The following is a 23,850-nucleotide window of genomic DNA, read 5'->3' as shown; positions in this document are numbered from 1 at the left end:
CGCGCCCCCGCAAAGGAAAAGGACGCCCGAACCAGCGAGGTTCGAGCGTCCTCCAAGCCGCACAGGAGGGCCACGCGGGGTCGACGGGCGCCGACCAGGCGTCGGGTTGGGAACGCCGCCAGGCCGGGGGGAGGCGCGCCGTCAGCGGCCGCCCTGCGCTGCGATCAGGCTTCGTCCTCGCCTTCGGTTGGGCCGACCAGCAGCTCCTCCTCGATCACCTCCTTGGCGCCGCGCACCTGGCGCTCGATCTGGCCAGCGATGTCGGGATTGTTCTTCAGGAACTCACGGACATTGTCGCGCCCCTGGCCGATGCGCTGGCTGTTCCAGGAGAACCAGGAGCCGGACTTCTCGATCACCCCGGCCTTGACGCCCAGGTCGATGATCTCGCCCAGCTTGGAGATCCCCTCGCCGTACATGATGTCGAACTCCACCTCGCGGAACGGCGGGGCGACCTTGTTCTTCACCACCTTCACCCGGACGTTGTTGCCCAGGATCTCGTCGCGGACCTTGACCGAGCCGGTGCGGCGGATGTCCAGGCGGACCGAGGCGTAGAACTTCAGCGCGTTGCCGCCGGTGGTGGTCTCCGGCGAGCCGTACATCACCCCGATCTTCATGCGGATCTGGTTGATGAAGATGACGAGCGTCTTGGCCTTGGAGATCGAGGCGGTGAGCTTGCGCAGCGCCTGGCTCATCAGGCGCGCCTGCAGGCCCGGCAGCGAATCGCCCATCTCGCCTTCGATTTCCGCCCGCGGCGTCAGGGCCGCGACGGAGTCGATGACGATCACGTCGATGGCGCCCGAACGCACCAGGGTGTCGGTGATCTCCAGCGCCTGTTCGCCGGTGTCCGGCTGGGAGACCAGCAGGTCGTCCAGATTGACGCCCAGCTTGTGGGCGTATTGCGGATCCAGCGCGTGCTCGGCGTCCACGAAGGCGGCGGTGCCGCCGGCCTTCTGAACCTCGGCCACCACATGCAGGGCGAGCGTCGTCTTGCCCGAGCTTTCGGGTCCGTAGATCTCGATGATCCGGCCCTTGGGCAGGCCGCCGATGCCGAGCGCCAGATCGAGGCCGAGCGAGCCGGTGGAGACCGCCTCCACCTCGATATGGCTCTTCTCGCCCAGCTTCATCACCGAGCCCTTGCCGAACGCCCGGTCGATCTGAGCCAGGGCCGCTTCGAGCGCGCGCGCCTTGTCGCCTTCGTCTTTTCCCACGAGTTTCAACGCCGTCTGAGTCACCTTGGGCGCTCCTTATTCCATGATTCCAACCCGACATCGCGACCGCCCGGAGGCGACGGCGTCGGGAAAATGCGTACCGCGTTTGTTCCGAGTTCGCAAGATGTTCCGCCGAGGGGCGCCCCGCAGGATACGACCGAAATCGACGCAAGAGTTCCGGGAACCGTTGGGCTTCTGAAAGAGTTTTCGTCGGATCGACGAGGGGAAGCGGCGCGCCGCGAGCCCTCCCGGCTTGCATTTCACCAACGATCGGCCGACCCTCCCATCATGACGAGCCTAGCTTCCGAAAGCGAACGGCGCTTCCAGCTGCTCGTGGATTCGGTTCGCGACTACGCGATCTATATGCTCGACACCGATGGTGTAGTGACCAACTGGAACCGTGGCGCAGAGCGGATCAAGGGCTATCGGGCCGACGAGATCATCGGCCAGCGGTTCAGCCGCTTCTACACGCCCGAGGACCTGGACGCCGGCGTGCCCGACATGGCGCTGCACCTAGCCCGGACGGAAGGCCGCTTCGAGGCCGAAGGCTGGCGGGTGCGCAAGGACGGCCAGCGGTTCTGGGCCTGGGTGACGATCACCCCGACCTATGACGAAGGCGGCCGGCACATCGGGTTCGCCAAGGTCACCCGCGACATCTCCGAACGGCGGCAAACTCAGCTGGACCTCGAGCGCGCTCACGAGAAGCTCGCCCAGGCCCAGAAGATGGAGGCGGTCGGCAAGCTGACCGGCGGGGTGGCGCACGACTTCAACAACCTGCTGATGGTGATGAGCGGCCAGGCGCAGCTGCTGCGCAAGCAGGTGGGCGACAATCCACGCGCCCTGCGCGCGCTGGAGGCCATCGAGATGGCCGCCCGCCGGGGCCAGGACCTGACCCGGCAATTGCTGGCCTTCGCCCGTCGGCAAAGGCTGCGTCCCACCGCCATCCGGCTGAGCGATCGGGCGCGGGCCCTGCGCGACCTGCTGAGCGCCAGCCTCGGCTCCGCCGTACGGCTGGAAGTGGACCTCCCGGAGTCGCTGTGGGCCATAGAAGTCGACCCCGGGGAACTGGACCTCACGCTCCTGAACATGGCGGTCAATGCCCGCGACGCCATGCCGTCCGGCGGCGTGCTGACCATCCGGGGCGAGAACGTCGCCCTGGATGGAGGCGCCGAGGAGCTGGCCGGCGACTTCGTGGCGATCACGGTGCGCGACACCGGCCAGGGCATTCCGCCCGACATCCTGCAACGGATTTTCGAGCCGTTCTTCACCACCAAGGACGTCAACCGCGGGACCGGCCTCGGCCTCTCGCAGGTCTATGGCTTCGTCGAACAGTCCGGCGGGCGGGTGATCGCGGCCAGCGAACTCGGCCACGGGACGAGCTTCACCCTCTATCTGCCGCGCACCGAAAGCCGCCCCGACCAAGTGATCGAAGGGCGGGAGCCCGACTGCCCGGCCGCCGACCACGGCGCCAGCATCCTCGTGGTGGAAGACAATCCCGAGGTGGCCGAGGTGGTCGCCAAGCTCCTCGAACAGCTCGGCGCCCGGCCCCAGGTGGTGAGCGGCGCCCAGGCGGCGCTGGAGGCGCTGGCCGACGGCTCGACGCCGGATCTCGTGTTTTCCGACATCGTCATGGCCGGCCCGATGGACGGTCTCGACCTGGCCCGCCAACTCCGCAAGGAGCGTCCCGATCTGCCGATCCTGCTGGCCACCGGCTACAGCCAGGCCGCCGAGCGGATCGTCGACGAATTTCCGATCCTGAACAAACCCTACGAATCCGCGGACCTGAGCCGCGCCATAAGCGCCCTGCTGGCCCGCCGCGCCGCCGCCAGCGCCTGAGGACAATCCGCCCGCCATCGGCTATACACACCGCAAATTCGAAAATCGCCGGCGCCTGGGCGGCCGGCGCGGGAGCGGGCGACCTCAAGATGGCGAGCGAGCATTTCGACGTGGTGATCGTGGGCGCGGGCCTGTCGGGGATCGGCGCGGGCTATCACCTGCAGACCCAGGCGCCGGGCCGCTCCTACGTGATCCTGGAAGGGCGCGACGCCATCGGCGGCACCTGGGACCTGTTCCGCTATCCCGGCATCCGCTCCGACAGCGACATGTACACCCTGGGCTATTCCTTCCGCCCCTGGAAGGAGGCCAAGGCCATCGCCGACGGCCCCTCGATCCTGAACTATGTGCGCGAGACGGCCCGCGACCACGGCGTCGACCGCCACATCCGCTTCGGCCACAAGGTGGAGCGGGCGTCCTGGTCGAGCGAGGACGCGGCCTGGACCGTCGAGGCGGTGCGCGGCGGCGAGACCGTGCGCTTCACCTGCAGCTTCCTGTTCCTCTGCGGCGGCTACTACGACTACGACCAGGGCTACAGCCCGGACTTTCCGGGCGCCGCGCGGTTCAAAGGCGAAATCGTGCATCCCCAGCACTGGCCGGAGGATCTGGACTACGCCGGCAAGCAGGTGGTGGTGATCGGCTCCGGCGCCACGGCGGTGACGCTCGTGCCGGAGATGGCCAAGGACGCCGCGCATGTGGTCATGCTGCAGCGCTCGCCGACCTATGTGGTCTCGCGCCCGGCGGAGGACCGGTTCGCCAACGCCCTGCGCAAGTGGCTGCCCGCGAAGGCCGCCTACTGGCTGATCCGTTGGCGCAACGTGCTGTTCGGCATGTATTTCTATCGCATGTCGCGGGAGAAGCCGGAGGCGGTGAAGCAGCGCATCGTCGGCATGGTGCGCGAGCAGCTCGGCCCCGACTACGACGTCGAGACCCACTTCACGCCCCGCTACAATCCCTGGGATCAGCGCCTGTGCCTGGTGCCGGACGCCGACCTCTTCCAGGCGATCAAGGCCGGCCGCGCTTCGGTGGCGACCGACCACATCGAGACCTTCACCGAGACGGGAATCCGGCTGAAGTCCGGCCGGGAGCTCGCCGCCGACGTCATCGTCACCGCCACGGGGCTGAACCTGAAGGTGCTGAACGGGTTGGAGCTGACGGTGGACGGCCGCCGCGTCGATCCGGCCCACACCCTCAGCTACAAGGGCATGATGTATTCGGACGTGCCGAACCTGGCCTCGTCCTTCGGCTACACCAACGCCTCCTGGACGCTGAAGTGCGACCTGACCTGCGAATATGTCTGCCGACTCCTGAACCACATGGCCGAAAAGGGCCTGCGCCAGTGCACGCCGCGCAACAGCGACCCGACGGTGACCGAGGAGCCGTGGCTGGACTTCTCCTCCGGCTATGTCCAGCGCTCGATCGGGAAGTTCCCCAAGCAGGGGTCCAAGGCGCCCTGGAAGCTTCACCAGAACTACGCCCTGGACCTGATGGCCCTACGCTATGGGTCGCTGGAGGACGGCGTCATGGAGTTCTCCAATCCGGAGCCGGCGCGGCTGAAGTCCGCCGCCTGAGGTTCAGCTCAGCACGCCGCGTGTCAGGCTGGTGAGGAACGAGATCGTCTCGATCAGGGCCAGGGCCAGCACGCCGACGGCGAGAATGTCGAGGCCCCGCCGCAGCCAGCGGAAAAGCCGGCCCTTGGAATCGTGGCTGTGAAAGGAATCTGTACGCCCCATGCTGTCCCCTCCCGGGACGGCGGTCCCGTTCATCGGGTCAGGCTGGCAAGGGCCGAGCCAGCAGGATCAGGAAAGCAGGGCCCAGCCCCAAAGCGCCAGGGAGGCGACGAGCAGCGTCCAGACGAAGACGCGCCAGGGGCCCCAGCCCTTGTGCGGGGGCTTGTCGGGCGTTTCCGGATATTGGAGCAGGAAGCGCGACATGGACGGAAGATAACGCGGGTCGGTCAATGGGCTGTAAAACGATGAGCTTAATTCACACCGGATCCTGCCTCTGCCGGGCCGTGCGCTACGAGGTGCGGGGTGAACTCGCCCCGATCCAGGTCTGCCATTGCAGCGACTGCCGCAAGGCTCAGGGCTCGGCCTTCGCCACGAACCTGCCGGTGGCGACCGCCGACTTCCGGCTGATCTCGGGCGAGGATCGGCTGAAGGCCTATGAGTCCTCGCCTGGCAAGCAGCGGGTCTTCTGCGCCGACTGCGGAAGCCCGATCTTCAGCCGGCTTCGCGCCAGGCCGGAGGTGATGCGCCTGCGGGCCGGAACCCTCGATGCGCCGGTGCGCAGCGAGGTGGGCTTCCACTTCCACGTGGCGTCCAAGGCCGACTGGTGGCCGATCACCGACGACCGGCCGCAGCATCCGCACGAGCGCCCGGTCTGAGCTTGGCCAGAACCTGTCTCGCGCCCTCGGCGTTGCGGACCCCGACGGGAGCGGAGAACAGGACGATGCGAAACACGATCTTGGCCGCCAGCGCGGCCGTTCTCGTCGCCGCCCCCGTCGCGGCGCAGACCGCTGAAGAGCAGACTCAGGAGGCCGCCGGCCCCGGCCTGCTCGAACAGGTCGGCGGCGCGGTGGGCGGCACCTTTGGCTCCACCGCAGGCGCCGCGGCCGGCGGCCCCCTGGGGAGCGCGGCCGCCGCCGTGGCCGGCCAGAAGGTGGGCGCCGGCGTCGGCAGCTTCCTCGGCAAGCTCTTCAAGCGCAGGCCGCCGCAGCCGCCCGAACCTGCCGAGCCTTCGCCGCCCCAGCTCGCGGTCGCTCCGCCGATCGCCCCGCCGCCGCTGGAGATCGCCCCGCCGGCCGTGGACGCCGCGGCACGGGAGGCGGAATTCAACGGCCCGCCGACCTGAGCCGCGCCACGCCGCCGCCCGGCAGCTGCACCCGATAATCGCCCAGCCTGGGATCGGGATTCATGTAGTCGGTGGAAACGTACTGGGCGCCGGAGGCGAAGGCGGCCTCGCGGCGGCTGGCGTCCCCGGCTCGGGCCTCCACCGTGTCGGCGTCGGCGCGGGTGCGCACGATCAGGCCCGCGGCCAGGGCGGCGGCGATACGCGCGCCGTCCGCCTTCGGATCGTTGAGGGTGATGTAGGCGGCCGCGGGCGAGGCCTCGTCGACATTGACGAACATCGCCCGGCCTTCCAGCGAGCGGCGTGCGCCACGATAGATCTCGACCTGGCTGGGCGGCGCGTCGAGGGCGAAGAACACCTTGCCGCGGGCAGCCCCGAGGGTCGGCCAGGCTCCAGCTGCGACCGCCTCGCGGAGCGTCGGATGGGCGCCTTGCACGGTGTCCGGCGTTATCAGGCGCTCCGGCCCAAACTCTGCGCGGATTTCCCTGTCGACGGCGTCCATGGCCACCGCGTCGAAGGCCACGGCCTCGGTGGCGCCGGACACGCCGGCAAGGCCGCCTTCCTTCAGGTTGATGAGGATGGCGATGGGCGCGTGATCGGGATGGGCGTCGGACCAGGCGCGGATCTCTTCCAGGCACAGGCGGAACAGCGGACAGCTCGATCGGTAGTCGATGTCCTGGACATGCATGACCTTGAGGCCCGGCCGCTCCAGCGGCGCAAGGTCGTAGGGCGCAGCCCCGGGAAGCTGCTGGCCTAGAGGCCGGGCGTAGCGGCCGCCCTCCGGGTCGTAGAGGAGGTCGAGCTCCAGCTGCCGGGCGCCGGCGTCCAGCTGGTCCCGCAAGGGGGCATGTGCGTAGTCGAGGGCCAGGGCCTGGCGCGGATCGGCTCGGGCGATCGCCGCCAGCTCGGCCGGCGAGATAGCCAGCTTGTAGGAATTGTGCGTGCCCACGGCCTGCAGGGCGTTCATCTTCAGGGCGTCGACCTCGGCCCGGGTGCAGCCGGCCGCGCCTGAGGGCGCCTCCAGGTCGCAGGCCAAGGCCAGGGCCGCCGCAAGGATCAGGTTCGCCGCCATCGTTTCCTCCCGTCGATTGGGGCCGATTAGCGCGCTTTCGTGACGGTGATCGCAAGGGGTTCGGGCGGATAGTCCCCGGCGATCACCGCCGGGAGAAGTTCGGCCAGGCGCTCGGGATAGATCCGCTCGCCGACGGCGGACAGGATCTCCGCCAGACTCCACCAGCGGATGTCGTCGACGAGCTCGGTCTCGTAGTCGGCCCAGCCGTCGCGGCTGGGCTCGCCGCCGGCGCAGCGGGCGACGACATAGCTTTCGCGGAACAGCACCCGCTCGCCCCCGACCAGGACGCCCGCCCCTTCCCGCAGCCAGACCACCGGCCCAAGGTCCACCTCGGTGAAGCCGGTCTCCTCGGCGATCTCGCGCCGTGCGGCCTCCATCAGGGTCTCTCCGGGATCGACGCCGCCGCCGACGGTGAACCAGGCCGCGCTCTCCGGCGGGCGGCCGGGCAGCCGGCCGCGCATCAGGAGCAGGCGATCGGCGGGGTCGAACAACAGGACCCGGGCGGTGAGGCGTTCGCGCATGGTTTCCCGCTCCTGCCCCCCGGCGCCGCCGGTTTCAACGCGAAATTAAGGCCATATGGCCAGTCTGCTGGCCGGAGCCTATGGGGAGGTCCGCTTGCAGCTCGGCTCGCAACGCCTGCTCGGCCTCGCCTTTGCGAGCGCCGACCTCCTGATCGAGATCGCCCCGGATGGCAGGATCGCCTTCGCCGTCGGCGCGGGCGAGGCCCTGTCCGGCGCGGCGGAGACCGAGCTGGTCGGGCGCAACTGGCGCGACTTCATCGATCCCCTGGACCGGACCATGGTGGAGGCCTTGCTGGAAGGGCTGAAGGACGGCGGCCGCGGCGGCCCCGTCGTGGTCGTTCTTCCCGCCGGCAAGGACGGCGCGCCGCGCGCGGCCTCGCTCTGCGCGTTCCGCATGCCAGGCAACAACGGCGCGGTCTCCTGCGCCTTCACCCGGGCAGCGGCGCAGTCGACGCACGGCCTGCACGATCGCGCGACCTTTGAGACGGTGACGACCAACCTCTTCGAGACCGCCAAGGCGACCGGCCTGGAGCTGGAGCTGGCCCTGGTCGAGCTGGCCGGCCTCGATCACGTGCGGCGGATGCTGGGCCCCGACGCGCTCAAGGACCTGGAGCTGCGGCTGACCGGCGCCCTGCGCGCCCAGTCCCACGGCGGGTCGGCCGCCGCCGACCTGGGTGACGATCGCTACGCCCTGGTCCGGCAGCGGGGCGAGAGCGTCGACGCTATGACCGACCGGCTGATGTCGCTCCTGCCGCTGGACGGCGCAGGCGACCTGCACACCTCGGCCCAGGCCATCGCCCTGGCGGGCGACGTTGCGCCGGCCCAGGCCCTGCGCGCCATCCGCTACTCGCTCGAAGCCTTCATCAAGGACGGAGCGGCTGGGACCGCGCCGGCCAGCCTCGGCGAGGCGGTCAGCCAGTCCCTGAAACGCACCCTGACCGACGTCGGCGCCCTCGGCGAGGCGGTGAACGGGCGCAACTTCCGCCTGGTCTACCAGCCGGTGGTGGACTTGAAGGACGGCGGCAGGCTGCATCACCACGAGGTGCTGGTGCGGTTCGGCGACAACGGCAGCCCCTTCCCCATGATCCGCATGGCCGAGGAACTGGACCTCATCGAGCCCCTGGACCTGGCGGTGGTGGAGCAGACCATCGAGGTGCTGGCCGGCGACCCGTCCCTGAAGCTGGCGGCCAATGTTTCCGGCCGCACGATCTGCAGCCCGGGATTCGTGGAGGCGGTGCGCGGCATGCTCGCCGCCCACCCCGGCGCGGCCGAACGGCTGCTGCTGGAGATCACCGAGAGCGCGGCCATCGAGGACCTGCCCGTGGCCGACCGGCACCTGCGGGCGCTGCGGGCGCTGGGCGTGCAGGCCTGCCTGGACGATTTCGGCGCGGGGGCGGCCTCGCTCGCCTATCTCCAGCAGCTCACCCTCGACCTGGTGAAGATCGACGGGCGCTATATCCGCGAGCTGCAGCACGGCGGCCGCGAGAGCGCCTTCATCCGCCATCTCGTCACCATGTGCTCGGAACTGGGCGTGCGGACCGTGGCCGAGATGGTCGAGAACGCTCAGTCGGAGGAGGCCGTGCGCCGCGCCGGCGTCGACTTCGCCCAGGGCTGGCGCTACGGCGCCCCTGCCGAGCGCCCCGAGCAGCCGATCTCAAGCGCCGTCTCGCCCAACAAGGTGCGGCCTGCCATGCGCCGCGCCGGCGCGGCGGAGAGCTGGGGTTAGGCGGCTCACGGCCGCCATCGCAGCAAGCCTCGCAAACGAAATTGACCGTCCAGGCTTGATAACCGCCCCATCACGCAACATATAAAGTTGCATGAGACGAGATAGCCGATTGTCGGGCGTTCTCCACGTCCTGCTTCACATGGCGGAGCAATCCGGTCCGAGCACATCGCAAGCGCTGGCGCGCGCCATGGACACCAACCCCGTCGTGGTCCGCAGGATCATGGGCGGCCTCCGCGACCGGGGCTATGTCGGATCCGAGAAAGGCCACGGCGGAGGCTGGACGATCGCCTGCGATCTTGGCGACGTCACGCTTCGCGACATCTACGACGCGCTGGGCCGGCCAGGGTTGCTGGCGATGGGCAATCGCACCGAGGCGCCCGGCTGCCTTGTCGAACAGGCCGTCAACGCGGCGCTCGGCGAGACGTTCGACGAAGCCGAGGCGCTGCTCCTTCGCCGGTTCGGCGAAATCTCCCTCGCCGCGCTGAGCGCCGACTTTCACGCCCGCCTCGCCGAGCGCGGCGGATCGCCCGCCCTGGAGGCCAACCATGCAGCATGACGCCGCTCCCACCGCTCACTCAGCGCTCGACTAGCAACGGACCCGATGCAGCCCTTCGCCGATCCGGTCATGGTGGCCAGCTATGCGGAGCACACGCCCCGCAAGGTGCCGGGCTTCGCGGACCTCCACCGCATGGCGAGGCTCTTGCTGGCGGAACGCGCGCCGGCGGCGGCCGACATCCTCGTGGTGGGCGCGGGCGGAGGTCTCGAGCTGAAGGCGTTCGCCGAGGCGCAGAGCCGCTGGCGCTTCGTCGGGGTGGACCCATCGACCGAGATGCTCGACCTGGCGCGCCGCGTCCTGGGGCCGCTGCAATCGGGCGTCGCGTTGCACCAAGGCTATGTCGACGCCGCGCCCTCAGGCCCGTTCGACGGCGCGACCTGCCTGCTCACCCTGCATTTCCTCGCCAGGGACGAACGGCTGCACACGCTGCGGAACATCCGCCAGCGCCTGAAGCCCGGCGCGCCGCTGATCGTCGCGCACCACAGCATTCCAAAGGACGCCGACCCCGTTCGCTGGCTGGCCCGGTCGGCGGCGTTCGCGAGCGGCGCGAGCGTCGATTCTCCGCAGGCCTCCGCCTCGGCGACGGCCATGGCCGAGCGCCTGCCCCTCCTGTCGTCCGACGCGGACGAAGCGGTGCTTCGGGAAGCCGGCTTTTCCGACGTGGCGCTTTTCTACGCCGGCCTGTCCTTCCGGGGCTGGGTCGCCGAAGCGTAAGAGCTGCTCAGCCCCCCCTACCCCGCCGCATGGCGGTCGACCACCGCCTCCAGCACGGTCAGCGGCATGGCGCCGGAGAGCAGGGTGGCGTCGTGGAAACGGCGGAGGTCGAAGCGGGCGCCGAGCGCCGCCTTGGCCTTCTCCCGCAGCCGCAGCCACTCCAGCTTGCCGACCATGTAGCTGCAGGCCTGGCCCGGCCAGACGCAGTAGCGCTCGATCTCCGTCGCCGCGGCGCTTTCCGGGCTGCCGTCGATGGAGACCATGGTCTCGATGGCCTTTTCCCGGCTCCAGCGCTTGGCGTGCAGGCCGGTGTCGACCACCAGGCGCGCGGAGCGGAAAAGGGCCGCCTGCAGCATGCCGATCTCGCCGAGCGGGTCGTTCTCATAGACGCCCATCTCCTTGGCCAGCTCTTCCGAATAGAGCGCCCAGCCCTCGCTATAGGCCGGGAAGCCAGCGATACGGCGCAGCATGGGTAGGTCCGCCTCCTGCTGCAGGGAGCGCTGCAGGTGATGGCCGGGAATCGCCTCGTGATAGGTGAGCGTCGGCAGGGTCCACTTCGGGTTCTCGGCCGAATCCCGCAGGTTGATCCAGTAGATGCCGGGCCGGGAGCCGTCGAGGGCGGGGCGGTTGTAATAGCCGCCCGGCGCGCCGGCTTCGATGAACTTGGGCACGCGGCGGATTTCCACCGGCGCCTTGGGCAGCGCCCCGAAGGCCTCGGGCAGGCGCGGCTCGATGGCGCGGACGATGGCGTTCAGATCCTCGATCAACTGGACCTTGGCCTCGTCGGTGTCGGGATAGTGGTGCTTGGGATCCTTGAAGAGGGCGGCGATCCGCTCCCCCACCGTGCCTTGGGTGTAGCCCTGGCCGCGCAGCAGCACGTCGGCCCGTTCGGAGAGCCGGCGGGCCTGGTCGAGGCCCAACTCGTGGATCTCGTCGGCGGTCAGCCGGGTGGTCGTGTAGTGGCGCAGCGAGAGCTGGTAGTAGGCCTCGCCGTCCGGCAGGCGCCAGACGCCGGCCTCGTGGACCGCCCGCGGCTGCAGACCTTGCATGAACGCGATCTGGCGCCCGAGCGCCGGCGCCACCTTTTCAGAATAGATCGCTGCGGCCCGGCCGCGCCAGTCGCCGGCGATCCCCTTTTCCCGCGTCCGGTCCACCACCGAAGCCACCAGCGGCGAGGCCTCCGGCGCGGTCCGCAGGCCGCGCATCTGGGTGAGGCTGCGTTCGACCACGAAGTCCGGCGGGATGACGCCGAGCGCCACATCGTGGCGGGCGCGCTCCAGCTCCTGGTCCATCACCGTGGCGAAGGCTTCCAGGCGGGTGAGATAGGCTTCGGCGTCCGCCGCCGTCTCGATCCCGTGCTGGGAGCCCAGGAAGTCCGGCACGTCCTGATAGGCGCCGGTCAGCTGGGAGAGCACATAGGGGCTGCCGGCGCCGGTTCCGCCATAGGCGAAGCGGGCGTTCGCCTCGGCGTTGGTTTCCAGCGTGAACTTCACCGCATCGTAGTTCGGCGTCTCGCCGGGCGAGAGGCGCGCGCGCTCGATGGCCGACAGCCGGCGGAGCTGGTCGGCGTTGTGCGCCTTGTCCCGCGCCACGGCGGCGAGGGAGGCGTCGTCCAGCTGCGACTTGGCCGCGGCGCGAGCCCCCTTGTCGAGGCCGAGCCGGGTGACGCCCTCCGGCGAGCGGTCCAGCGCCTCGTCGAAGAAGGCGTCGAACAGGGCGCGCAGGCGCGCGTCTTCCGGCGTCTGCGCAAGCGCGCGGACCGGCTGGGTCGCGAGAAGGGCCGCGCCGGCGGCGCCGGCGAGGAAGGAGCGGCGATCGAAGGGCTTCATGACGCCTCCCGGCTCAGGCGCGCGTCTGCGCGATATGGCCGTCGACGACGGATTCCAGCACCGTCAGCGGCACGGCCCCGATCAGCAGGCCGGCGTCATGGAACTTGCGCAGGTCGAAGCGGGGGCCGAGCGCCGCCTTGGCCTTCTCCCGCAGCCGCAGCCACTCCAGCTTGCCGACCATGTAGCTGCAGGCCTGACCCGGCCAGACGCAGTAGCGCTCGATCTCGGTTGTGGCGGCCGAGGCCGGCGAGCCGTCGATGGAGGTCATGGTCTCGATGGCCTTTTCGCGGCTCCAGCGCTTGGCGTGCAGGCCGGTGTCGACCACCAGCCGCGCGGCGCGGAAGAGCGCGGCCTGCAGCATGCCGAGCTCGCCCAGCGGGTCCCTGTCGTAGACCCCCATCTCCTTGGCCAGTTCCTCGGAATAGAGCGCCCAGCCCTCGCCATAGGCCGACAGGAAGGTGGCCCGGCGGATCATCGGCAGGTCCGCCTCCTGCTGCAGGGTCAGCTGCAGGTGATGGCCCGGAACGCCCTCGTGATAGGTCAGCGTCGGCAGGGTCCACTTCGGGTTCTCGGCCGAATCCCGCAGGTTGATCCAGTAGATGCCCGGCCGCGAACCGTCCAAGCTCGGCTGGTTGTAGTAGCCGCCCGGGGCGCCGGCCTCGATGAAGGCGGGGACGCGGCGGACCTCCATGGGCGCCTTGGGCAGGGTCCCGAAGGCCTGGGGCAGCCACTTGTAGGCCTCGGCCACCATCGCGTTCAGGTCGGAGATCAGCTGGACCTTGCCGGGGTCGGTGTTCGGATAGTGATGCTTCGGATCCTTGAAGAGCGCCTGGATCCGCTCGCCCACCGAGCCCTGGGTCAGGCCCTGGCCTTTGAGGATCGTATCGGCGCGGGCCGAGAGCGAGCGGGCCTGGTCGAGACCCATCTGGTGGATCTCTTCGGCGGTCAGCCGGGTGGTGGTCGAGGCGTGCAAGGCGTGCTCGTAATAGGCCTCGCCGTCGGGCAGGCGCCAGCAGCCGGCGTCGTGCACCGCCCGCGGCCGGGCGGCCTCGAAGAGGGCGATCTGGCGCTCCAGCGCCGGCAGCACCTTGTCGGTGTAGATGCGCGAGGCCTGCGCCCCGTAGTCGCCGGCGATACCCTTCTCGGCCGTGCGGCGGACGACTGACGAGACCAGCGGCGAGTCCGCCGGCGCGCTGCGCAGGCCGGTCATCTGAGTCAGGGCGCGCTCGATGACGAAGTCAGGCGGCAGGGCGCCTAGGCCATGGTCGCGGCGCGCCCGCTCGGTCTCCTGGTCCATCACCGTGGCGAAGGCCTCCAGCCGGGCCAGATAGGCGTCGGCGTCCTCCTTGGTCTCGATGCGGTGCTGGCTGTCGAGGAAGTCCGGCGCCGACTGGTAGGAACCGCTGAGCTGGGAGACCACATAGGGGAAGCCGGCGCCCAGGAAGCCGTAGTCGAAGCGCCGGGCCGCCGCATCGGTGGTCTCGATCCCGAACAGCACGCTGTCGTAGTTCACCGCCGCCATGCCGGAGAGGCTGCTGCGATCGATCGCCTTGAGCTGGCGCAGCTGTTCGGCGTTCTGCGCCTTGTTGCGCTCGCGCTCGGCCAGGGATGCGTCGTCCAGCTTGAACTTGGCGGCCGCCCGGGCGCCGGAATCGAGGCCCAGTTGAGTGACCAGCTGCGGCGAGTCGTCCAACGCCTGTTCGAAGAACCGCTCCAGCAAGGCCGAAAGCTGGGCCTCCGCAGGCCCCTGGGCCCAGGCGGCGACGGGCGCCAGGGCCGCGACGGCGCTGGCGGAGAACAGAAACTGGCGACGGCTCTGCATGGCGCTTCCACCCCGATTGTTACAAATGTGACGGGACCCTAGGGGGCGCAGCCGCGCAGGGGCAAGACGAGGGCGTGGCGCGGCGGGTTAAATCGCCGTAATGCAAGGATACGCCCCGTCTTAGAGACGACGCATTTCGCAGGCAGACCATGCCCGTGACTCCAGAAGCCGAGAACCCGCCGAACGTGACCGCCGAAGCCAAACCCGCCGACTGGAGCCGCCGGCTCGCCCCCTACAAGCGCCCCGACTGGCGGCGCAGCGTATTCGAGCTGGTCCTGACGGCCGCCGCCTTGGCGGGGATCTGGACTCTGGGCTGGGTGGCCACGGATTTCGGCCTGTGGTGGGCGGGCCTGCTGTTGTCGGTCCCCGCCGCGGCCTTCCTGGTGCGGCTGTTCATGATCCAGCACGACTGCGGCCACGGCGCCTTCTTCGAGGCCAAGGCCGCCAACGATTGGGTCGGGCGTGCCATCGGCGTCCTGACCCTCACCCCCTACGACTACTGGCGGCGCACCCACGCCATGCACCACGCCACCTCCGGCGACCTGGATCGGCGCGGCCTCGGCGTGATCGAGATGCTCACCGTGGACGAATACCTGGCCCTGCCTCCTCTCAAGCGGCTGGGCTACCGGCTCTATCGCAATCCCGTCGTGATGTTCGGACTGGGGCCGGTCTTCGTCTTCTTCCTCCAGCAGCGGTTGCCCATCGGCATGATGAAGGCCGGCTGGCGGCCCTGGCTCTCCACCCTGGGCAACACGGCCGCGGTCGTGGCGGGCCTTGCCGTCCTGATGTGGTTGGTCGGCGTGCTGCCGATCGTGCTGGTCAATTTCACCACCATGGTGGTGGCCGCGACCATCGGGGTCTGGCTGTTCTTCGTCCAGCACCAGTTCGAGGGCGTGGCGTGGGCCCGCAGCAAGGACTGGAAGCGCGACGAGGCCGCCCTGAAGGGCTCCTCACACTACGATCTGCCCCAGCCGCTGCGCTGGCTGACGGCCAATATCGGCATCCACCACGTGCACCACCTGTCGAGCCGCATCCCCTTCTACCGCCTGCCGCAGGTGCTGAAGGACCATCCGGAGCTGAAGGCCATGAGCCGCGTCGGCTTCCTGGAGGGGTTCAAGACCGTGCGCCTGGCGCTGTGGGACGAGGCCGCCCAAAGGCTGGTCTCCTTCCGCGAGATCCGCCGCCGCCCCCGCCTGGCCTGACGGAACGATCGCCCTTCCCCCAGCGTAAACTGCCCCGGCGTCAGGATTGACGAAGGCGCCGCCCTCGCCCCCAACTGCCTCCCAAAGCACAAGACTTGGGAGGATATGGTGACCGCCTGGACCTTTGCGGACGTGTGGGAGGCGATCGCCGGCAAGCAGCCCGAGCGGCCGGCGCTGATCCAGGGCGAGCGGATGGTGAGCTGGGCCGACTTCGACGCCCGCGCCGACGCCCTCGCCGACCGGCTGGTCCCCGCGGGCCTCGGCCAGGGAGCCAAGGTGGCGGCCTATCTCTACAACGGCCCGGAGTACCTCGAGACCTATTACGCCGCCTTCAAGGCGGGGCTCGCGCCCTTCAACACCAACTATCGCTACGGCGGCGACGAACTGACCTATCTGTTCGACAACGCCGACGCCGAAGCCGTGATCTTCCACTCGGGCTTCACCGACACCCTGGAGCCCCTGCGCACGCGCCTGCCGAAGGTGAAGCTGTGGATCGCCGTGGCCGAGCCGGGACGCCCGGCCCCGGCCTGGGCCGAGGATTACGAGGCGATCGTCGCCCGAACGCCGGCCCGGCGGCCGTTCCGCGCCCCGTGGGGCCGTTCGCCCGACGACCTGCTGCTGCTCTACACCGGCGGCACCACTGGCATGCCGAAGGGCGTGATGTGGCGGCAGGACGACCTCTTCAACGTCATCGGCGCCGGCGGCCAGGCCCTGGCCGGCATCCCGCCGCTGGAACGGATCGAAGAGGCGGCCGAGCGGATCGGCCCCGGCTGGCCCGATCCGCCGCTGTCGCTGGTCTGCTGTCCGCTGATGCACGGCACCGGCCAGTTCTCCGCCTTCATCACCCTGAACCTGGGCGGGGCGGTCGCCTGCCTGCCGTCGCGCCAGTTCAACGCCATCGAGCTGTGGAACGAGGTCGAGCGGCTGAAGGCCGCCGGGGTGGTGATCGTCGGCCTGGCCTTCTCCACCCCGATGCTGGAGGCCCTGGAGGCCAATCCCGGCCGTTGGGACCTGTCGTCGGTGAAGACCATGAGCTCGTCGGGCTCGATGTGGAGCCAGGAGAACAAGCGCGGCCTGCTTTCCCACATCCCGGGCGCGATGATCATGGACTCCTTCGGCTCGTCTGAAGCCGTCGGCCTGGGGGCCTCGGCCTCGGCGGCCGGAGCGGAGGCGGCGACGGCGGCCTTCATGCTGGGGCCGAATTGCGCCGTATTCACCGAGGATGGGCGACGCGTCGAACCCGGCTCCGGCGAGCGGGGGCTGGTGGCGGTGTCGGGCTTCCTGCCGACGGGTTACTACAAGGACCCGGAGAAGAGCGCCAAGACCTTCAGGATCATGGACGGCCAGCGCTGGAGCGTGCCGGGCGACTGGGCCGAGGTGAACGCCGACGGGACCCTGAAGCTCCTGGGCCGCGGCAGCCAGTGCATCAACACGGGCGGCGAGAAGGTTTTCCCCGAGGAGGTGGAGGAGGCGCTCAAGACCCATCCCGCCGTGCGCGATGCGGTGGTGGTCGGCGTGCCGGACGCCCGGTTCGGCGAGCGGATCTGCGCTGTGGTCGAACCGGAGGCGGAGGCGGCGCCCCCCACCCTCGATGAGCTGGCCGGCCACGTGCGGACGCGGCTCGCCGGCTACAAGGCCCCGCGGGAGCTGGTGGTGGTGCCTTCCATCGGGCGGGCGCCGAACGGCAAGGTCGACTACAAGACCAGCCGCGAGCGGGCCCTGCAGGCGCTCGCCGCCACCGCCTGAGGATCAGCCCAGGCCCACCCCGGCGAGCGGCCGCGTCACCTGGCGCGTTCCGCCGACGATCAGCGGACGGCCGCGGGCGATGAGCGCCTGCACCTCCGGCGTCTTCAGGGACGCGGCGTGGGCCGCCTCGTCGTCCCAGACTTCGGTCACCCAGACATCGTCGGCCGAGGAAGGATCGATCGCCACGACATAGATGCGGCATCCGGGGAAGGTCCGGAGGAAATCCAGCCCCTCGGTCAGAATGGCGACGAAGCGGTCGCGCTCGCCAGGCGCGCAGACGATCTTGCCGTGCAGGCCGAACATGGGGGCCGCGCCTCCTCCCGCCAGGGCCGAGGCGGCTGCGCCGGCCAGAACTTCGCGTCGATCGAACATGGGCCGATTAAGCCGCCGGGGAGTCCGGCGCGCAAGGTTCAGCCGCTGCGATGCCGGCGGCGCGAGATCAGCGCGCCGCCCAGCGACAGGGCCGCCAGGCACAGCAGCGGCACGAAGATCCGGGGCTCGGTCATGATCGAGACGTCCGGCGCGCGGCCGGCGCGGAACACCGTGCCCAGCCCCGCGCCCAGATGGGCGTAGATCAGGCAGGTGGGGATCGCCCCCACGACCGTGGCCGCCAGGAACGGCCGGATGGGCGCCCGAGCCACCCCGGCGGCCAGGTTGACCAGGCCGAAGGGGCTGAACGGCAACAGCCGCAGGGCCAGCATGTAGGCGAAGGCGTTGCGTCCGAAGCCGTCGATGAAGGGACCGAGCCGCCCCGCCTGGGCCCGCCGATGCAGGCTTCGACCCGAATAGCGGGCGGCGAGATAGGCGATCAGCGCCCCGCCGGTGTTGCCTGCCACGCAGGCGGCCGCGCCCAGCCACGGCCCCAGCAGAAAACCCGCGCCCAGCATCAGCACGATCCCCACCGGCAGGAAGGCCGCCGTGGCCCCGGCGTAGAGGGCGACGAACGCGCCCACCACCAGCACCGGTCGTTCGGCGATGGATTGCCTAAGCTCCGCCTCGTGCAGGCGCAGATCCTCGATCCGCAGATCGTCGAGCTGACGGCCCAGCACCACCGCCAGGAGAACCAGCAGCAGGATCGGCGACAGCCGAGCCAGCGTGCTCAGGATCGGGCGCGCCGACCGCTCGGACGCCTCCATCGTCAAGTCCTCGGCCAATCCAAGCCTCCGCGCCCCCGGCGCCGGCCGGGTCGCGGAGGGGAACGATCAGGGCAAGCCGGCGTTCCGCCCATGGCGCAGCTTGGAAACCCCGAATGCAGATCGACGCCGCGGCCAATCGCGAATACGCCAGGGGCCTGGCTCGCGCCTTCGGCGGGGCGCTGCTGTTCGCCTTTCCCCTGCTGATGACCATGGAGATGTGGGAGCTGGGCGCGGCGGTCGACCGGCCGCGGCTGCTGATCTTCCTTCTGGCCAGCCTGCCCCTGCTGCTGGGCCTGTCCTATTTCGCCGGCTTCGAGGCGACCTTCCGGCTGAAGGACGAAGTGCTCGACGCCTTCGCTGCGCTCGGCGTGGGAATACTGCTCTCGGCGGCGGCGCTCGCGGTGTTCGGCGTGCTGGACGCCGATCACGGCCTGGAGGAAACGGTCGGCAAGATCGCGCTCTGCGCCGTGCCTGGGGCCATGGGGGCGCTGCTGGCGGGAAAACAGCTGGAAGACCGGGCGGTGACCGAGGCCTGGCCCAAGGCCGACGGCGGCTATGCGGGCGAACTGTTCGTCATGCTGGTGGGGGCGGTCTATCTGGCCTTCAACGTGGCGCCCACCGAGGAGATGACGCTGATCGCCCACAAGATGTCGCCGCACCAGGCGCTGGCCCTGATCGCCGCCTCGTTGGCCATATTGCACCTGATCGTCTATCGCCTGGGCTTCCCAGGCGAGGGCTCGCGCCTGCGCCGCGGCGGATTTGCGGGAACGTTCCTGGCCTTCACGGCACCCGGCTACGCCATCGCCATCGCCATCAGCCTCTACGCGCTCTGGACCTTCGGCCGCCTGGACGGGACCTCGCTGTCGGCGGCCGCGGCGATGACCGCCGTGCTGGCCTTTCCCGCCGCCCTGGGCTGCGCGACCGCGCGGCTGGTGATCTGACGATGGCGAAAGGCCGCCCAAAGCCGCCGCCCAAGAGCGGGCCGCTGACGCCGCTGCTGGAGTATGTCTCGGCCTGTGCGGGTCTGAGTCTGACCCTGGCCCTGATCGCCGTGATCGCCTGGGACGCCGCGAGGTCCGACGGCGGGCCGCCGGCCGTCACCGCGGAAGTCCGCAAAGTGGTCGCGACGCCCGCAGGCCACGTGGTGGAGGTGCGCGCCCGCAACATCGGCCAGTCGCCGGCCGCCGCGGTGACCATAGAGGGCGAGCTCATCGGCCCGGGCGGCGGGATCGAGACCGCCGAAACCACCTTCGACTACATTCCGGAGCGCTCGGCGCGCGAGGGCGGCCTGTTCTTCCAAGGCGATCCGGCGATGGGCCGGCTGAGCCTGCGCGCCAAGGGCTACGTCTCTCCTTAGGCGGCCTTCTGCAGCTCCTGCTTCACGCGCTCGGCCAGGGTCTTGATGTCGATCGGCTTGGGCAGGAAGGAGATGTTGTCCTCGCCCTCCAGCAGGTTCGAGAACTCGGCCTCCGCATAGCCGGAGATGAACATCACCGGCGCCGAACCCAGATAGCGCCGCGCCTGCTTCAAGAGATCCGGCCCCTGCATCCCGGGCATGACCACGTCGGAGATCATCAGATCGATCTCGCCGGCGTGCTGCTCGGCCAGGTCCAGCGCCTCCTCGCCCGAGCCGGCCTCGATCACCTCGTAGCCACGGGCGCGCAGCAGCTTGGCGGCCAGACCCCGGATGGCGTCCTCGTCCTCCACGAACAGAATCCGGCCGGCGCCGGAGAGATCCCGGGCCTTGGGCGGCGCCTTGACCGTCACGACGGCCGCAGGCGCCTCCTCGGTGGCGATATGGACGGGCAGGAAGATGCGGAAGGCCGCGCCCTCGCCCGGCTTCGAGGCGACGCTGATCCAGCCGTCCGACTGCTTGACGATGCCGTAGACAGTGGCCAGGCCCAGCCCCGTCCCCTCGCCCACCGGCTTGGTGGTGAAGAAGGGGTCGAAGATCTTGTCCATCACCTCCGGCGGAATGCCGGGGCCGTCGTCCGACACCTCGATCATCGCCTGGTCGCCCTGGGCGGCGGGATAGCCGAGGGCGGCGGCCTCCTCCTGGGTGACGCGAGCCAGGCGGATGGTGACGGTGCCGCCGCCATGGGCGCGCACGGCGTCGCGCGCGTTGACCGCCAGGTTCATGACCGCGGTTTCGACCTGGCTGCGGTCGGCCTTCACCTGCGGCAGGTTGCGGCCGTACTCGGTCTCGAGCTTCACGTCCTCATAGAGCACCCGGCGCAGCAGCACCTCGCTCTCGCTGATCAGCTCCCCGAGGTCGAGCACCTCCCGCTGGACCGTCTGCTTCCGCGAAAAGGCCAGCAGCTTGCGCACCAGGTCGGCCGCCCGCGCCGAGGTCTGGCGGATCTCGTTCAAGCCCTCGTAGGAGGGATCGCCCACCGGATGGCGCTGAGCCAGCACGTCCAGCTGCATGAAGATGGCGGTCAGCAGATTGTTGAAGTCGTGGGCAACCCCGCCGGCCAGCTGGCCGATGGCCTGCATCTTCTGGCTCTGGGAGAGCTGCAGCTCGATCTGCTTCTGCTCCGAGACGTCGACCAGATAGGCGACCCAGCGGCCCTCAGACCTCGACAGGTAGAGGTGGGCGATCTTGGTCGGATCGCGGGCCAGCCGCACCTCCAGCGCGCCCACATGGCCCTCGCGCAGACGCCGCGCAGCGTCCTCGCGGGAGGCGGCGTCGATCAGTTCGCCGAAGGCCTGGCCGGCCTCGCCGCCGCCGGCGACCGCCGCCAGCGTGGGATTGGCCTCGACGATGCGGGCCTCGAAAGGATCCTCCCCCTCCAGCAGGGCCGCGCCGAACGGCGAGGCGGCGGCGAAGGCGTCGAGCGCCTGGGGCGGGGGAACGGCCGAGACGGGTGGCGCTGCGGCCTGTGCGGGCGAGGCGTCCGGGAGGGCCAACGGCACAGGCGCAGCGTCGACCAGCCGCACGAGGAAGCGGCGGGCGCCCAGCGGGGCGACGGTGGCGGCGTGTTCAGTCCCGTTGGTGCGCAGGGCGGCCTGGCCGATCTCGCCGCGGCGGGCGGCGGTGAGCGCAGAGAACAGACTGGCGGCGGAGGGACCCGCCTTGGGCAGGCGCGGGGCCGCGCCCACCGTCTCGTTCCAGGCGGCGTTGCAGGCGTGGATGCGGCCGTCGGCGGCGGCGATGGCGGCCGGCTCGGTCAGCGCATGGACCAACTGGTCGGCGCCGGGCTCGGCCTCGGCCACAGGTTCGGCGGAAGAGCGCAGCGCGAAGAGGCCCAGGCACGCCACGCCCGCCAGTCCGATCAGCAGCAACAGTCCGGCCATGGTCGTGGGGCCGGCGTGCAAGGCCGGCACAGCGGCGAAGCCCACGGCGACCAGGAAACAGGCCGCGGCGACCGCGGTCATGGGGTCGAAGCGGCGGGCCGCACGATCCTGCGAGTTCTGCTCGACCATGGGGCGACCCTGGTTCATCCGAAGCAAGGAGGCGTCGCCCCCAGACGAATCACTCACAGATTGTCTCACGTTTTAAGAGTCTTGGCGTTTGGCCGCCGCGCGGCGGCCGGACTGGAAGACGAAGCCGATGATCCTGGCGACGGCTTCGTAGTGGGCGGGCGGGATGACGTCGTCGACCTCCACCGCCGCATAGAGGGCGCGCGCCAGCGGCGGATCCTCGATCACGGGCACGCCGGCCTCCTCCGCCACGGCGCGGATCTTCAGGGCCAGGGCGTCCAGCCCCTTGGCGACGCACTGGGGTGCGCTGGCCTGGCCTTCCTCGTATTTCAGCGCCACGGCGTAGTGGGTCGGGTTCATGACCACCACCGTGGCCGAGGGCACGGCCTGCATCATGCGCTGACGCGAACGGGTCATCTGGATCTGCTTGCGCTTGGCCTTGACGTGGGGGTCGCCCTCCGTGGCCTTGTAGTCTTCCTTCAGCTCCTCCTTGGACATGCGCATGCGCTTCATGAAGCGCTGGCGCTGCCAGAGATAGTCGGCGCCGGCGATCACCAGCATCAGGGCGGCCACGGCGAAGACCAGCTTGCGCAGGATCTCGGCCACGAGGGGCAGGATGGCCGCGGCGTCCATCGCCGAGAGGGTGCGCAGGGTTGGGCCGTAGGGTCGCATGACGATCCAGGCGACGGCGGCCACCATGGCGATCTTGGTCACCGACTTGACGAACTGCATCAGGCCGTCGGGGCCGAAGATCCGTTTGAGGGCCGCGAGCGGCGAAACCTTCTTCAGGTCAGGCTTCACCTTCTCGGGCGTGAACATGAAGCCGTGCTGGACGAGGTTGCCCGCCGCTCCGAGCAGCGCCGCCGCGGCCAGCACGGTCAGCAGGAGCGGCGCGCCGGCGAGAACCGCATGGCGCACGATCTCCACCGCCCCGCCGCCTTCCAGCCGCAGTTCGCCGGCCCGGGCGATGAAGGGTGTCAGGCCCGCCGCCAGGTTCTGGCCGAGCCATCCGCCTCCGAGCGCCAGCACCGCCGCCGCGCCGGAAAGCGCCATCAGGGCCGCTAGGTCCGGGGTCTTGGCGACGTCCCCCTTTTCCCGCGCCTGCTGCAGCTTCCGCGGGGTGGGTTCTTCTGTCTTCGATGCGGAGTCGTTTTCGTCGGCCATGGCTTATCCGACGAAGGTCGACGCCAGCGCCCGGTAGGCGTCGACCCAGACCATGCCGATCACGCCCAGGCTGAGAGCGAAGATCGAAAGGCCCAGGAGAACGATCAGCGGAGAAGCCACCCAGAAGACCTGGAACTGCGGCATCACCCGGCCGACGAGGCCGGTGGCGACGTTGAAGACGATGGCGAACACCACCACGGGGGCTGCGAGTTGCAGGCCCAGGCGGAAGGAATCGGCGGCGGTGCGCACCGCCAGGGTGGCGCCGTCGGCGATCGGGATCGGCCGTTCGAACGGGAACAGCGCATAGGACCGCACCATGCCCGCCAGGAACATGTGGTGCAGGTCGGTCGTCATGATCAGGGTGACGCCCAGCACGCTCAGGAAGGTGGCGAGCGTCGTCTGAGGGGCGGCCTGTCCCGGCGCGGCGGTCTGCGCGAAGGAGAGTGTGGTCTGCAGCGACACCACCTCCCCGGCCGTGGCCAGGGCGGTGAAGAACAGGCGCAGGATGGTCCCGATCATGAGCCCGATCAGGACTTCCTTGAACACGGCGCCGGCGACGCCGGACACGGTCGGCGGAACCGGCAGGCTGGGCGCGATGACCGGCGCCAGCATCAGGGTCATCAGGAAGGCGAAGGCCAGGCGGATGCGCGGCGGCACGCTGGTCTCGCCCAAGCCTGGGACCACCATGACCAGCGCCCCGATGCGGGCGAAGATCAGGCCCGCGGCATAGACCTGGGCGGCTGCGGCGTAGGACTCCATCTGCCCGCCGTGCGGCTCACATGCCGGCGATGCGGGCGGCGATCTGGCGCATGAAGCTGCTCATCAACGCTCCCATCAGAGGCAGGAAGACCAGCAGCGAAATGAAGATCGCCACGATCTTGGGCGCATAGACCAGCGTCGCCTCCTGCACCTGGGTGAGCGCCTGCATCAGGCCGATGGCCACCCCCACCACCAGGCCGACGATCAGGACCGGGGCCGACAGTTGGATGGTGAGCCAGATGGCGTCGCGGGCGACATCCAGAACTTCGGCGCCGCTCATGGGGGCCTC

24 protein-coding genes are annotated in these 23,850 nt (G+C 69.9%); 11 read left to right on the top strand and 13 right to left on the bottom strand.

Annotation, left to right across the window (positions count from 1 at the left end; genetic code table 11):
• Window positions 1-164: 164 nt before the first annotated feature.
• Window positions 165-1,232, bottom strand: coding sequence for a recombinase RecA (gene recA / locus ACK41C_RS18750; protein ID WP_409657584.1), 1,068 nt, complete (start codon window positions 1,230-1,232; stop codon window positions 165-167).
• A 264-nt stretch (window positions 1,233-1,496) separates the two neighbouring features.
• Between recA and ACK41C_RS18745 the strand changes: the two genes are divergently transcribed.
• Together ACK41C_RS18745 and ACK41C_RS18740 are read left to right on the top strand one after the other, a co-directional pair.
• On the top strand, window positions 1,497-3,044 hold the full coding sequence (locus tag ACK41C_RS18745) for a PAS domain S-box protein (protein ID WP_409657581.1): 1,548 nt from the start codon (window positions 1,497-1,499) through the stop codon (window positions 3,042-3,044).
• Window positions 3,045-3,133: 89 nt separating this feature from the next.
• A complete protein-coding gene (locus ACK41C_RS18740; RefSeq protein ID WP_409657578.1) occupies window positions 3,134-4,612 on the top strand; it encodes a flavin-containing monooxygenase in 1,479 nt (492 codons plus the stop codon).
• A 3-nt stretch (window positions 4,613-4,615) separates the two neighbouring features.
• Here the strand turns inward: ACK41C_RS18740 and ACK41C_RS18735 are convergent, their stop codons facing one another.
• Window positions 4,616-4,774, bottom strand: coding sequence for a hypothetical protein (locus ACK41C_RS18735; protein WP_409657576.1), 159 nt, complete (start codon window positions 4,772-4,774; stop codon window positions 4,616-4,618).
• A gap of 66 nt (window positions 4,775-4,840) precedes the next feature.
• Window positions 4,841-4,975 carry a hypothetical protein gene (locus tag ACK41C_RS18730; RefSeq protein ID WP_409657573.1) on the bottom strand — a complete coding sequence of 45 codons (135 nt, stop codon included), beginning with the start codon at window positions 4,973-4,975 and terminating at the stop codon, window positions 4,841-4,843.
• Between the two features lie 41 nt (window positions 4,976-5,016).
• Here ACK41C_RS18730 and ACK41C_RS18725 point away from each other — a divergent pair, with 41 nt between their 5' ends.
• Both ACK41C_RS18725 and ACK41C_RS18720 read left to right on the top strand, forming a co-directional pair.
• Window positions 5,017-5,427, top strand: a complete 411-nt coding sequence (locus ACK41C_RS18725) for a GFA family protein (RefSeq protein WP_409657570.1) — start codon at window positions 5,017-5,019, stop codon at window positions 5,425-5,427.
• Between the two features lie 65 nt (window positions 5,428-5,492).
• Window positions 5,493-5,894, top strand: coding sequence for a hypothetical protein (locus ACK41C_RS18720; protein WP_409657567.1), 402 nt, complete (start codon window positions 5,493-5,495; stop codon window positions 5,892-5,894).
• On the opposite strand, the gene ACK41C_RS18715 is transcribed toward ACK41C_RS18720, so the two are convergent.
• Window positions 5,875-6,963 (bottom strand): phosphatidylinositol-specific phospholipase C1-like protein, encoded by a 1,089-nt coding sequence (locus tag ACK41C_RS18715; RefSeq protein WP_409657564.1) that lies wholly within the window; start codon window positions 6,961-6,963, stop codon window positions 5,875-5,877. The two genes, ACK41C_RS18720 and ACK41C_RS18715, sit on opposite strands and share 20 nt — an antisense overlap.
• 26 nt (window positions 6,964-6,989) lie before the next feature.
• Window positions 6,990-7,484, bottom strand: coding sequence for an NUDIX hydrolase (locus tag ACK41C_RS18710; RefSeq protein ID WP_409657561.1), 495 nt, complete (start codon window positions 7,482-7,484; stop codon window positions 6,990-6,992).
• A 55-nt stretch (window positions 7,485-7,539) separates the two neighbouring features.
• Here ACK41C_RS18710 and ACK41C_RS18705 point away from each other — a divergent pair, with 55 nt between their 5' ends.
• The 3 genes from ACK41C_RS18705 to ACK41C_RS18695 all read left to right on the top strand — a co-directional run bounded on the left by ACK41C_RS18705 (window position 7,540) and on the right by ACK41C_RS18695 (window position 10,480).
• The gene (locus tag ACK41C_RS18705) at window positions 7,540-9,210 is read left to right on the top strand and encodes an EAL domain-containing protein (RefSeq protein WP_409657558.1); all 1,671 of its coding nucleotides are present in this window, start codon (window positions 7,540-7,542) and stop codon (window positions 9,208-9,210) included.
• 91 nt (window positions 9,211-9,301) lie between these two features.
• Complete coding sequence (locus ACK41C_RS18700) at window positions 9,302-9,766, top strand: Rrf2 family transcriptional regulator (RefSeq protein ID WP_409657555.1); 465 nt, start codon at window positions 9,302-9,304, stop codon at window positions 9,764-9,766.
• 45 nt (window positions 9,767-9,811) lie between these two features.
• On the top strand, window positions 9,812-10,480 hold the full coding sequence (locus ACK41C_RS18695; RefSeq protein WP_409657552.1) for a class I SAM-dependent methyltransferase: 669 nt from the start codon (window positions 9,812-9,814) through the stop codon (window positions 10,478-10,480).
• 17 nt (window positions 10,481-10,497) lie between these two features.
• Here ACK41C_RS18695 and ACK41C_RS18690 read toward each other — a convergent pair whose 3' ends face one another.
• Window positions 10,498-12,309 (bottom strand): DUF885 domain-containing protein, encoded by a 1,812-nt coding sequence (locus ACK41C_RS18690; protein ID WP_409657549.1) that lies wholly within the window; start codon window positions 12,307-12,309, stop codon window positions 10,498-10,500.
• Between the two features lie 13 nt (window positions 12,310-12,322).
• The gene (locus ACK41C_RS18685; protein WP_409657546.1) at window positions 12,323-14,131 is read right to left on the bottom strand and encodes a DUF885 domain-containing protein; all 1,809 of its coding nucleotides are present in this window, start codon (window positions 14,129-14,131) and stop codon (window positions 12,323-12,325) included.
• A gap of 149 nt (window positions 14,132-14,280) precedes the next feature.
• Here ACK41C_RS18685 and ACK41C_RS18680 point away from each other — a divergent pair, with 149 nt between their 5' ends.
• Window positions 14,281-15,333 (top strand): fatty acid desaturase, encoded by a 1,053-nt coding sequence (locus ACK41C_RS18680; protein WP_409657543.1) that lies wholly within the window; start codon window positions 14,281-14,283, stop codon window positions 15,331-15,333.
• A 108-nt stretch (window positions 15,334-15,441) separates the two neighbouring features.
• Window positions 15,442-17,079: an acyl-CoA synthetase gene (locus ACK41C_RS18675; protein ID WP_409657540.1), complete on the top strand. Its 1,638-nt coding sequence runs from the start codon at window positions 15,442-15,444 to the stop codon at window positions 17,077-17,079.
• Window positions 17,080-17,082: 3 nt separating this feature from the next.
• Here the strand turns inward: ACK41C_RS18675 and ACK41C_RS18670 are convergent, their stop codons facing one another.
• Together ACK41C_RS18670 and ACK41C_RS18665 are read right to left on the bottom strand one after the other, a co-directional pair.
• A complete protein-coding gene (locus ACK41C_RS18670) occupies window positions 17,083-17,451 on the bottom strand; it encodes a putative quinol monooxygenase (RefSeq protein WP_409657537.1) in 369 nt (122 codons plus the stop codon).
• A gap of 38 nt (window positions 17,452-17,489) precedes the next feature.
• The gene (locus ACK41C_RS18665; protein WP_409657535.1) at window positions 17,490-18,233 is read right to left on the bottom strand and encodes a TVP38/TMEM64 family protein; all 744 of its coding nucleotides are present in this window, start codon (window positions 18,231-18,233) and stop codon (window positions 17,490-17,492) included.
• Window positions 18,234-18,328: 95 nt separating this feature from the next.
• On the opposite strand from ACK41C_RS18665, the gene ACK41C_RS18660 reads away from it, so the two are divergent.
• A complete protein-coding gene (locus ACK41C_RS18660; protein WP_409657532.1) occupies window positions 18,329-19,156 on the top strand; it encodes a TIGR02587 family membrane protein in 828 nt (275 codons plus the stop codon).
• A 2-nt stretch (window positions 19,157-19,158) separates the two neighbouring features.
• Entirely contained in the window at window positions 19,159-19,572 is a 414-nt protein-coding gene (locus tag ACK41C_RS18655) for a hypothetical protein (RefSeq protein WP_409657529.1), read from the top strand.
• On the opposite strand, the gene cckA is transcribed toward ACK41C_RS18655, so the two are convergent.
• The 4 genes from cckA to fliQ all read right to left on the bottom strand — a co-directional run bounded on the left by cckA (window position 19,569) and on the right by fliQ (window position 23,841).
• Window positions 19,569-21,641: a cell cycle histidine kinase CckA gene (cckA, locus tag ACK41C_RS18650; RefSeq protein WP_409657526.1), complete on the bottom strand. Its 2,073-nt coding sequence runs from the start codon at window positions 21,639-21,641 to the stop codon at window positions 19,569-19,571. The two genes, ACK41C_RS18655 and cckA, sit on opposite strands and share 4 nt — an antisense overlap.
• A gap of 72 nt (window positions 21,642-21,713) precedes the next feature.
• A complete protein-coding gene (flhB, locus tag ACK41C_RS18645) occupies window positions 21,714-22,802 on the bottom strand; it encodes a flagellar biosynthesis protein FlhB (RefSeq protein ID WP_409657523.1) in 1,089 nt (362 codons plus the stop codon).
• Window positions 22,803-22,805: 3 nt separating this feature from the next.
• Entirely contained in the window at window positions 22,806-23,561 is a 756-nt protein-coding gene (gene fliR, locus ACK41C_RS18640; RefSeq protein ID WP_409657520.1) for a flagellar biosynthetic protein FliR, read from the bottom strand.
• Window positions 23,562-23,577: 16 nt separating this feature from the next.
• Window positions 23,578-23,841 (bottom strand): flagellar biosynthesis protein FliQ, encoded by a 264-nt coding sequence (gene fliQ, locus ACK41C_RS18635; protein WP_409657517.1) that lies wholly within the window; start codon window positions 23,839-23,841, stop codon window positions 23,578-23,580.
• Between the last annotated feature and the right edge of the window lie 9 nt (window positions 23,842-23,850).

Origin of the sequence: Phenylobacterium sp. (assembly GCF_046290725.1) — a bacterium.
In the GTDB taxonomy this organism is placed as follows: Bacteria; Pseudomonadota; Alphaproteobacteria; order Caulobacterales; family Caulobacteraceae; genus Phenylobacterium.
This window is presented reverse-complemented; position numbering and strand designations above follow the sequence as displayed.

Excerpts from the sequence above, each read along its gene's own strand:
- ACK41C_RS18730 (WP_409657573.1), bottom strand. The coding sequence starts at position 4,975 with ATGTCGCGCTTCCTGCTCCAATATCCGGAAACGCCCGACAAGCCCCCG.
- ACK41C_RS18700 (WP_409657555.1), top strand. The coding sequence starts at position 9,302 with ATGAGACGAGATAGCCGATTGTCGGGCGTTCTCCACGTCCTGCTTCAC.
- ACK41C_RS18705 (WP_409657558.1), top strand. The coding sequence starts at position 7,540 with ATGGCCAGTCTGCTGGCCGGAGCCTATGGGGAGGTCCGCTTGCAGCTC.
- ACK41C_RS18740 (WP_409657578.1), top strand. The coding sequence starts at position 3,134 with ATGGCGAGCGAGCATTTCGACGTGGTGATCGTGGGCGCGGGCCTGTCG.
- ACK41C_RS18655 (WP_409657529.1), top strand. The coding sequence starts at position 19,159 with ATGGCGAAAGGCCGCCCAAAGCCGCCGCCCAAGAGCGGGCCGCTGACG.
- ACK41C_RS18685 (WP_409657546.1), bottom strand. The coding sequence starts at position 14,131 with ATGCAGAGCCGTCGCCAGTTTCTGTTCTCCGCCAGCGCCGTCGCGGCC.
- ACK41C_RS18680 (WP_409657543.1), top strand. The coding sequence starts at position 14,281 with ATGCCCGTGACTCCAGAAGCCGAGAACCCGCCGAACGTGACCGCCGAA.
- ACK41C_RS18695 (WP_409657552.1), top strand. The coding sequence starts at position 9,812 with ATGCAGCCCTTCGCCGATCCGGTCATGGTGGCCAGCTATGCGGAGCAC.
- ACK41C_RS18660 (WP_409657532.1), top strand. The coding sequence starts at position 18,329 with ATGCAGATCGACGCCGCGGCCAATCGCGAATACGCCAGGGGCCTGGCT.
- ACK41C_RS18690 (WP_409657549.1), bottom strand. The coding sequence starts at position 12,309 with ATGAAGCCCTTCGATCGCCGCTCCTTCCTCGCCGGCGCCGCCGGCGCG.
- ACK41C_RS18710 (WP_409657561.1), bottom strand. The coding sequence starts at position 7,484 with ATGCGCGAACGCCTCACCGCCCGGGTCCTGTTGTTCGACCCCGCCGAT.
- ACK41C_RS18725 (WP_409657570.1), top strand. The coding sequence starts at position 5,017 with ATGAGCTTAATTCACACCGGATCCTGCCTCTGCCGGGCCGTGCGCTAC.
- ACK41C_RS18745 (WP_409657581.1), top strand. The coding sequence starts at position 1,497 with ATGACGAGCCTAGCTTCCGAAAGCGAACGGCGCTTCCAGCTGCTCGTG.
- fliQ (WP_409657517.1), bottom strand. The coding sequence starts at position 23,841 with ATGAGCGGCGCCGAAGTTCTGGATGTCGCCCGCGACGCCATCTGGCTC.
- ACK41C_RS18720 (WP_409657567.1), top strand. The coding sequence starts at position 5,493 with ATGCGAAACACGATCTTGGCCGCCAGCGCGGCCGTTCTCGTCGCCGCC.
- ACK41C_RS18670 (WP_409657537.1), bottom strand. The coding sequence starts at position 17,451 with ATGTTCGATCGACGCGAAGTTCTGGCCGGCGCAGCCGCCTCGGCCCTG.
- cckA (WP_409657526.1), bottom strand. The coding sequence starts at position 21,641 with ATGGTCGAGCAGAACTCGCAGGATCGTGCGGCCCGCCGCTTCGACCCC.
- ACK41C_RS18735 (WP_409657576.1), bottom strand. The coding sequence starts at position 4,774 with ATGGGGCGTACAGATTCCTTTCACAGCCACGATTCCAAGGGCCGGCTT.
- flhB (WP_409657523.1), bottom strand. The coding sequence starts at position 22,802 with ATGGCCGACGAAAACGACTCCGCATCGAAGACAGAAGAACCCACCCCG.
- ACK41C_RS18715 (WP_409657564.1), bottom strand. The coding sequence starts at position 6,963 with ATGGCGGCGAACCTGATCCTTGCGGCGGCCCTGGCCTTGGCCTGCGAC.
- fliR (WP_409657520.1), bottom strand. The coding sequence starts at position 23,561 with ATGGAGTCCTACGCCGCAGCCGCCCAGGTCTATGCCGCGGGCCTGATC.